Raw genomic sequence first — 6883 nt, 5'->3', positions numbered from 1 at the left:
GGTCATGCCCGGCGACAACGTCAGCATCACCGTGAAGCTGATCGCTCCGATCGCCATGGAAGAAGGTCTGCGCTTCGCCATCCGTGAAGGCGGTCGTACCGTCGGCTCCGGCGTCGTGGCCACCATCATCGAGTAATTTTTGCGTGACTCGCCCGGCGCTTTGGGCGCCGGGACTCACTACACCGCGGTCTCCGACCGCTCGCTCTTTGAAGGAAAAGTCATGCAAAAGCAAAAGATCCGTATCCGCCTGAAGGCTTTCGATTACAAGCTGATCGACCAATCGGCTCTGGAAATCGTGGAGACCGCCAAGCGTACCGGCGCCATCGTCAAGGGCCCCGTGCCCCTGCCGACCCGCATGGAGCGTTTCGACATCCTGCGTTCGCCGCACGTCAACAAGACCTCGCGCGACCAGTTCGAGATCCGCACCCATCAGCGCCTGATGGACATCGTCGATCCGACCGACAAGACGGTTGACGCCCTGATGAAGCTCGACCTGCCCGCCGGCGTCGACGTTGAAATCAAGCTGCAGTAAATCACCCGGGCCCTTGTGGCCGGTGTTCAAAGGGCGACCTCCGGGTCGCCCTTTTTCTTGCCTGCGTGGCGAGCGCTTGCGGTCTGCCTAGGGTTGACGCTATACTCGCAAGCTTTTCCGCGTTGGTGAATGCCTGCGCGGCTTCGTCGCATCGTGCGTGCGAGGGGATTTGGGCCTTTACCCCCGGTCTTCTGGCGCAAATGGTGCATTTGTCAGCCCGGCCAATCGATGTCGGGTGTGTGAAATGACTGTCGGTTTGCGCGTGTCGGTGTCTCCGATGCGAGTGATCCGGAGGTCTGGAGAAAAACCATGAGTCTTAGCAATCGTCTCGGATTGCTGGGCCGCAAGGTGGGCATGATGCGCATCTTCACGGACGATGGCGACGCCATTCCCGTGACCGTGCTGGACGTGTCCAACAACCGCGTGACCCAGGTCAAGACCGAAGAGACCGACGGCTACAACGCCATTCAAGTGGCGTTCGGTGCGCGCAAAGCTTCGCGCGTGACCAAGCCGGAAGCCGGCCACCTCGCCAAGGCGGGTGTCGAAGCTGGTGAAATCCTCAAGGAATTCCGCGTCGCCGCTGACGTCGCTGCCGAGTACAAGGCCGGCGCTCAGGTGCCCGCGACCCTGTTCGCCGCCGGCCAACTGGTCGATGTGCAGGGTACCTCGATCGGTAAGGGCTTTGCCGGCACCATCAAGCGCCACAACTTCGGTTCGCAGCGCGCTTCGCACGGTAACAGCCGCTCGCACAATGTCCCGGGCTCCATCTCGATGGCGCAGGATCCGGGTCGCGTGTTCCCCGGCAAGAAGATGTCGGGTCATCTGGGTGACGTCACGGTGACCGTGCAGAACCTGGACATCGTCCGCGTGGACGAAGCCCGCTCGCTGCTGCTGGTTCGCGGCGCCGTGCCGGGTTCCAAGAACGGCCATGTGGTCGTGCGCCCTGCCGTCAAGGTCAAGGTCAAGAAAGGAGCCAACTGATGCAGCTCGAGCTCCTGAACGAACAAGGTCAGGCCACCTCCAAGGTGGACGCGCCTGACGCCGTCTTCGCTCGCGACTACAACGAAGCCCTGGTGCACCAGGTGGTCGTGGCCTATCAGGCCAACGCCCGTCAAGGCACCCGCGCCCAGAAGGACCGCGAACAGGTCAAGCACTCGACCAAGAAGCCTTTCCGCCAGAAGGGCACCGGCCGCGCTCGTGCCGGTATGACCTCGTCGCCGCTGTGGCGCGGGGGCGGTCGCATCTTCCCGAACATGCCTGACGAGAACTTCTCGCACAAGCTGAACAAGAAGATGTACCGCGCTGGCATGGCTGCCATCCTGTCGCAGCTGGCTCGCGAAGGCCGTCTGGCCGTGGTGGACTCGATTTCGGTCGACGCCCCCAAGACCAAGCTGCTGGCTGCCAAGTTCAAGGCCATGGGTCTGGACAGCGTGATGCTGATCTCCGACCAAGTGGACGACAACCTGGCCCTGGCTTCGCGCAACCTGGCCAATGTGCTGGTTGTCGAGCCGCGCTACGCCGATCCCCTGTCGCTGGTCTTCTACAAGAAGGTGCTGGTCACCAAGGCCGCGATGGAGCAACTCAAGGAGATGCTGGCATGAGCGCCCCCAAGTATGCAGAAGGCCGTCTGGCCCAGGTGCTGCTGGCTCCCATCGTGTCCGAAAAGGCCACGGCGGTTGCTGAGAAGCACAACCAAGTCCTGTTCAAGGTCCTGCGCGACGCCACCAAGCCGGAGATCAAGGCCGCTGTTGAACTGATGTTCAAGGTCGAGGTCGAGTCCGTGTCCGTGGTGAACGTGAAGGGCAAGGTCAAGCGCTTCGGTGGCCGTGTCGGCCGTCGCGACCACGTCAAGAAGGCGTATGTGTCCCTGAAGGCTGGCCAAGAGCTCAACTTCTCCGGGGAGGCTGCGTAAATGGCCATCGTTAAAGTCAAGCCGACCTCGCCTGGCCGCCGTGCCGTGGTCAAGGTGGTGCACAAGCACCTGCACAAGGGCGCTCCCGAGGCTTCGCTGCTGGAACCCCAGAAGCAGAAGTCTGGCCGTAACAACAACGGTCATATCACGATGCGCCACAAGGGCGGTGGTCACAAGCACCACTATCGTGTGGTGGACTTCCGTCGCAACAAGGACGGAATCCCGGCCAAGGTCGAGCGCATCGAGTACGACCCGAACCGTACGGCTCACATCGCTCTGGTGTGCTATGCCGACGGCGAGCGTCGCTATGTGATCGCCCCGCGCGGTCTGGAAGTGGGCTCCACCATCCTGAGCGGCTCGGAAGCGCCGATCAAGGCTGGCAACACCCTGCCGATCCGCAACATCCCCGTGGGTTCGACCATCCACTGCATCGAGCTGCTGCCCGGCAAGGGCGCCCAGCTGGTTCGTTCGGCCGGCGCTTCCGCTGTGCTGATGGCCCGCGAAGGCACCTACGCCCAGGTTCGCCTGCGCTCGGGTGAAGTGCGCAAGATCCACATCGACTGCCGCGCCACCATCGGCGAGGTGTCCAACGAAGAGCACAGCCTGCGCCAGTACGGCAAGGCCGGCGCGATCCGTTGGAAGGGCATCCGTCCGACCGTCCGCGGTACCGCCATGAACCCGGTGGACCACCCGCACGGTGGTGGCGAAGGCCGCACTGGCGAAGGTCAGGCTCCTGTGTCGCCGTGGAACACCCTGACGAAGGGCTACCGCACTCGCAACAACAAGCGCACGCAGACCTTCATCGTCTCGCGTCGCAAGAAGTAAGGGGTAGACCACCATGGCTCGTTCCCTCAAGAAGGGTCCCTTTGTGGACCATCACCTGATGGCCAAGGTCGAAAAGGCTGTGGCGATCAAGGACAAGAAGCCCATCAAGACCTGGTCGCGTCGCTCGACGATCCTGCCCGAGTTCATCGGTCTGACGATCGCCGTGCACAACGGCAAGCAGCACGTGCCGGTCTATGTGTCTGACCAGATGGTCGGCCACAAGCTGGGTGAATTCGCACTGACCCGCACCTTCAAGGGCCACCCGGCCGACAAGAAGGCCGGGAAGAAGTAAGGACTGAGACGATGGAAACCCGTGCAATCGTTCGCGGCGTCCGCCTGTCTGTCGACAAAGGTCGACTGGTGGCCGACCTGATCCGCGGCAAGAAGGTGGACCAGGCGCTCAACATCCTGGAATTCACCCAGAAGAAGGCTGCCCTCATCATCAAGAAGGCGCTGGAATCGGCTATCGCCAATGCCGAGCACAACGACGGTGCTGACATTGACGAACTGAAGGTCAAGACGATCTATGTGGAGCAAGGCGCCACGCTGAAGCGTTTCTCGGCTCGCGCCAAGGGCCGCGGCAACCGCATCAGCAAGCCCACCTGCCACATCTTCGTGACCGTCGGCAACTAAGGCGCAAGGAAGACTATGGGACAGAAAATCCATCCGGTTGGCTTCCGCCTGCCTGTCACCCGTAACTGGGCTTCGCGCTGGTACGCCAACAACCAGAACTTCGCCACCATGCTGGCCGAAGATCTGCAGGTTCGCGATTACCTGAAGGCCAAGCTCAAGAACGCCGCCGTTTCGCGCATCCTGATCGAGCGTCCAGCCAAGAATGCTCGCATCACGATCTTCTCCGCCCGTCCGGGCGTGGTGATCGGCAAGAAGGGCGAAGACATCGAAAACCTGAAGGCCGAACTGACCAAGCGTCTGGGCGTGCCGGTGGCAGTGAACATCGAGGAAGTGCGCAAGCCCGAAATCGATGCTCAGCTGATCGCCGACTCGATCACCCAGCAGCTGGAAAAGCGCATCATGTTCCGTCGCGCCATGAAGCGTGCGATGCAGAACGCCATGCGTCTGGGCGCCCAGGGCATCAAGATCATGTCCGCCGGCCGTCTGAACGGCATCGAAATCGCTCGTACCGAGTGGTATCGCGAAGGTCGTGTGCCCCTGCACACCCTGAAGGCAGACATCGACTACGGTTTCTCGGAAGCCAAGACCACCTACGGCGTCATTGGCGTCAAGGTTTGGGTGTACCGCGGTGACCGCCTGGCCAATGGCGAGGCTCCGGTGATCAACACGCCGGCTGGTGCCGAAGACGACCGTCGTCCGCGTCGCAACGCCCGTCCGGGTGCTCCTGGCAGCCGTGATGGCAAGCCGGGTGCGCGTCCCGCCGGTGCTCGCGTGGTCCGCAAGGCCCCCGCGGCCGGTGAGACCAAAGGAGAATAAACATGCTGCAACCAGCTCGTCGCAAATTCCGCAAGGAGCAGAAGGGCCGTAACACCGGCGTCGCCACTCGTGGCGCAGCCGTGTCCTTTGGTGACTTCGGCCTGAAGGCTACCGAGCGCGGCCGTATCACGGCTCGCCAGATCGAAGCGGCTCGTCGTGCCATCTCGCGCCATATCAAGCGCGGTGGTCGCATCTTCATCCGCGTCTTCCCGGACAAGCCGATCTCCCAGAAGCCTGCCGAAGTCCGTATGGGTAACGGTAAGGGCAACCCTGAGTACTATGTGGCTGAGATTCAGCCGGGCAAGGTGCTCTATGAGATCAATGGCGTGCCGGAAGCTCTGGCTCGCGAAGCGTTCACGCTGGCCGCTGCCAAGCTGCCCCTGCGTTGCACCTTCGTGGCCCGTCAGATCGGCGCCTGATTGGAAGGAACACCATGAAAGCATCTGAACTGCGTGGCAAGGACGTCGCTGCCCTCGAGAAGGAAGTGACCGATCTGCTCAAGGCCCACTTCGGCCTGCGCATGCAAAAGGCCACCCAACAGCTGGGCAACCATACCCAGCTGGGCAAGGTCCGTCGCGACATCGCTCGCGCCAAGACCATCCTGGCCGAGAAGAAGAAGGAGGCCGCGAAATGACGGAAGCTCAAACCAAGAACACGCGCACCCTGATCGGTCGCGTGGTCAGCGACAAGCGCGCCAAGACCGTCACGGTCCTGATCGAGCGTCGCTCCAAGCATGAGCTGTACGGCAAGATCGTCGCTCACTCCCGCAAGTACCACGCCCACGATGAAAAGGGCGAGTACAAGATGGGTGACATCGTCGAGATCGCCGAAGGCCGTCCCATCTCCAAGACCAAGAGCTGGGTTGTGACCCGCCTGGTCGAGAAGGCGCAAGAGGTCTGATCATGCCGGCGGAGTTCGCTCCGCTGTGCTGAGGGCCGGCAGGTCGGGTAACCGGCGGCCGGCCTTTTTGTTTTTCATTGGGAGAAGATCATGTTGAAGGTCGGAGACAAGCTGCCCGCGGGTGTGCTGCAGGAGTTCATTGAGGTCGAGGGCAATGGCTGTTCCCTGGGCCCCAACAGCTTCGACATCGAGAAGGCCACTGCCGGCAAGAAGATCGCTATCTTCGCGCTGCCCGGCGCGTTCACCCCCACCTGCTCGGCCCAGCATGTGCCGGGCTATGTGGCCCAGGCCGAAGCCTTCAAGGCGGCCGGCGTGGACGAAATCTGGTGCGTGTCGGTGAACGACGCCTTCGTCATGGGTGCATGGGGCCGTGATCAGAAGACCGCCGGCAAGGTGCGCATGATGGCCGACGGCAGTGCGGCCTTCACCCAGGCGGCCGGCCTGACGCTGGATCTGATCGCTCGCGGCATGGGGCTGCGCTCGCAGCGCTACTCCATGCTGGTGGTTGATGGCGTGGTCAAGACGCTCAATGTCGAGGCCCCCGGCAAGTTTGAAGTCAGCGACGCCAACACGCTGCTGGCCCAGGCTCAGGCCCTGTGATGGAATAAGCTCGTGGCCGCCGAACCCCGGCGGCCACGGGTTTTGCGAGGCAGGCCCTTGACATCAGGGGTCTATTGCCTGCACAATACAAAGCTTCGCCGAACGTCGGGCGCATCTAGTGGTGCGTTTACGGCCTCGGGTTCGCCCTCAACCGCCGGGCGCAAGGTGTCTGCAATGGATGCCGAGCGAACGGTCCACGGGCCCAAGACTGACCGCTGAGGTCTGCTGCGATGGTCGCAGCAGGGGGATGCGGGAAAAGTTGGGGACAGACATGATTCAAATGCAATCGCGGCTTGATGTCGCGGACAACACTGGCGCCAAGTCCGTCATGTGCATCAAGGTGCTGGGTGGTTCCAAGCGCCGTTATGCCCATATTGGCGACATTATCAAGGTCAGCATCAAGGAAGCTGCTCCGCGTGGCCGCGTCAAGAAGGGCGAGGTCTACAGCGCTGTGGTCGTGCGCACCGCCAAGGGCGTGCGCCGCCAGGACGGTTCCTTGGTGAAGTTCGACGGCAATGCCGCCGTGCTGCTGAATGCCAAGCTGGAGCCCATCGGCACCCGTATCTTCGGCCCCGTGACGCGTGAACTGCGTACCGAGCGCTTCATGAAGATCGTGTCGCTGGCGCCCGAGGTGCTCTAAGCGCCTCGCTGCAGAACAAAGGTAC

Annotated in this window: 13 protein-coding genes and 1 pseudogene; all 14 read left to right on the top strand. The window is 62.3% G+C overall.

The annotated features are described in order from the left end of the window. A pseudogene (gene tuf / locus ACK5F2_RS12935) lies at window positions 1-136 on the top strand (elongation factor Tu); the annotation flags it as partial. Between the two features lie 84 nt (window positions 137-220). Continuing rightward, window positions 221-532, top strand: a complete 312-nt coding sequence (gene rpsJ, locus ACK5F2_RS12930) for a 30S ribosomal protein S10 (RefSeq protein WP_056194266.1) — start codon at window positions 221-223, stop codon at window positions 530-532. Between the two features lie 309 nt (window positions 533-841). After that, the gene (rplC, locus tag ACK5F2_RS12925) at window positions 842-1513 is read left to right on the top strand and encodes a 50S ribosomal protein L3 (RefSeq protein ID WP_133605063.1); all 672 of its coding nucleotides are present in this window, start codon (window positions 842-844) and stop codon (window positions 1511-1513) included. Further along, entirely contained in the window at window positions 1513-2133 is a 621-nt protein-coding gene (gene rplD / locus ACK5F2_RS12920; protein ID WP_133605062.1) for a 50S ribosomal protein L4, read from the top strand. The genes rplC and rplD overlap by 1 nt, the downstream gene beginning before the upstream one ends. After that, window positions 2130-2444 carry a 50S ribosomal protein L23 gene (gene rplW, locus ACK5F2_RS12915; protein ID WP_133605061.1) on the top strand — a complete coding sequence of 105 codons (315 nt, stop codon included), beginning with the start codon at window positions 2130-2132 and terminating at the stop codon, window positions 2442-2444. The genes rplD and rplW overlap by 4 nt, the downstream gene beginning before the upstream one ends. Next, window positions 2445-3269 (top strand): 50S ribosomal protein L2, encoded by an 825-nt coding sequence (gene rplB, locus ACK5F2_RS12910; RefSeq protein ID WP_133605060.1) that lies wholly within the window; start codon window positions 2445-2447, stop codon window positions 3267-3269. 13 nt (window positions 3270-3282) lie between these two features. Further along, window positions 3283-3561: a 30S ribosomal protein S19 gene (gene rpsS / locus ACK5F2_RS12905; protein ID WP_088454499.1), complete on the top strand. Its 279-nt coding sequence runs from the start codon at window positions 3283-3285 to the stop codon at window positions 3559-3561. Between the two features lie 11 nt (window positions 3562-3572). Further along, window positions 3573-3902 (top strand): 50S ribosomal protein L22, encoded by a 330-nt coding sequence (gene rplV, locus ACK5F2_RS12900; RefSeq protein WP_133605059.1) that lies wholly within the window; start codon window positions 3573-3575, stop codon window positions 3900-3902. Between the two features lie 15 nt (window positions 3903-3917). After that, window positions 3918-4718: a 30S ribosomal protein S3 gene (gene rpsC, locus ACK5F2_RS12895; protein WP_226881680.1), complete on the top strand. Its 801-nt coding sequence runs from the start codon at window positions 3918-3920 to the stop codon at window positions 4716-4718. 2 nt (window positions 4719-4720) lie between these two features. Further along, window positions 4721-5137 carry a 50S ribosomal protein L16 gene (rplP, locus tag ACK5F2_RS12890; RefSeq protein ID WP_133605057.1) on the top strand — a complete coding sequence of 139 codons (417 nt, stop codon included), beginning with the start codon at window positions 4721-4723 and terminating at the stop codon, window positions 5135-5137. Window positions 5138-5151: 14 nt separating this feature from the next. Then, a complete protein-coding gene (gene rpmC / locus ACK5F2_RS12885) occupies window positions 5152-5352 on the top strand; it encodes a 50S ribosomal protein L29 (protein ID WP_226881681.1) in 201 nt (66 codons plus the stop codon). Continuing rightward, window positions 5349-5618 (top strand): 30S ribosomal protein S17, encoded by a 270-nt coding sequence (rpsQ, locus tag ACK5F2_RS12880; RefSeq protein WP_133605055.1) that lies wholly within the window; start codon window positions 5349-5351, stop codon window positions 5616-5618. The genes rpmC and rpsQ overlap by 4 nt, the downstream gene beginning before the upstream one ends. 90 nt (window positions 5619-5708) lie before the next feature. Next, on the top strand, window positions 5709-6218 hold the full coding sequence (locus tag ACK5F2_RS12875) for a peroxiredoxin (RefSeq protein ID WP_409865193.1): 510 nt from the start codon (window positions 5709-5711) through the stop codon (window positions 6216-6218). Window positions 6219-6489: 271 nt separating this feature from the next. After that, a complete protein-coding gene (rplN, locus tag ACK5F2_RS12870) occupies window positions 6490-6858 on the top strand; it encodes a 50S ribosomal protein L14 (RefSeq protein WP_088484485.1) in 369 nt (122 codons plus the stop codon). Window positions 6859-6883: the final 25 nt, after the last annotated feature.

Origin of the sequence: Roseateles sp., assembly GCF_046300915.1 — a bacterium.
Lineage (GTDB): Bacteria > Pseudomonadota > Gammaproteobacteria > Burkholderiales > Burkholderiaceae_C > Kinneretia.
Note: the sequence above shows the minus strand (reverse complement) of the source record. Positions and strands in the feature narration are given on the sequence as shown.

Coding starts and splice junctions, on each gene's coding strand:
- rpsJ (WP_056194266.1), top strand. CDS start 221: ATGCAAAAGCAAAAGATCCGTATCCGCCTGAAGGCTTTCGATTACAAG.
- rplC (WP_133605063.1), top strand. CDS start 842: ATGAGTCTTAGCAATCGTCTCGGATTGCTGGGCCGCAAGGTGGGCATG.
- rplD (WP_133605062.1), top strand. CDS start 1,513: ATGCAGCTCGAGCTCCTGAACGAACAAGGTCAGGCCACCTCCAAGGTG.
- rplW (WP_133605061.1), top strand. CDS start 2,130: ATGAGCGCCCCCAAGTATGCAGAAGGCCGTCTGGCCCAGGTGCTGCTG.
- rplB (WP_133605060.1), top strand. CDS start 2,445: ATGGCCATCGTTAAAGTCAAGCCGACCTCGCCTGGCCGCCGTGCCGTG.
- rpsS (WP_088454499.1), top strand. CDS start 3,283: ATGGCTCGTTCCCTCAAGAAGGGTCCCTTTGTGGACCATCACCTGATG.
- rplV (WP_133605059.1), top strand. CDS start 3,573: ATGGAAACCCGTGCAATCGTTCGCGGCGTCCGCCTGTCTGTCGACAAA.
- rpsC (WP_226881680.1), top strand. CDS start 3,918: ATGGGACAGAAAATCCATCCGGTTGGCTTCCGCCTGCCTGTCACCCGT.
- rplP (WP_133605057.1), top strand. CDS start 4,721: ATGCTGCAACCAGCTCGTCGCAAATTCCGCAAGGAGCAGAAGGGCCGT.
- rpmC (WP_226881681.1), top strand. CDS start 5,152: ATGAAAGCATCTGAACTGCGTGGCAAGGACGTCGCTGCCCTCGAGAAG.
- rpsQ (WP_133605055.1), top strand. CDS start 5,349: ATGACGGAAGCTCAAACCAAGAACACGCGCACCCTGATCGGTCGCGTG.
- ACK5F2_RS12875 (WP_409865193.1), top strand. CDS start 5,709: ATGTTGAAGGTCGGAGACAAGCTGCCCGCGGGTGTGCTGCAGGAGTTC.
- rplN (WP_088484485.1), top strand. CDS start 6,490: ATGATTCAAATGCAATCGCGGCTTGATGTCGCGGACAACACTGGCGCC.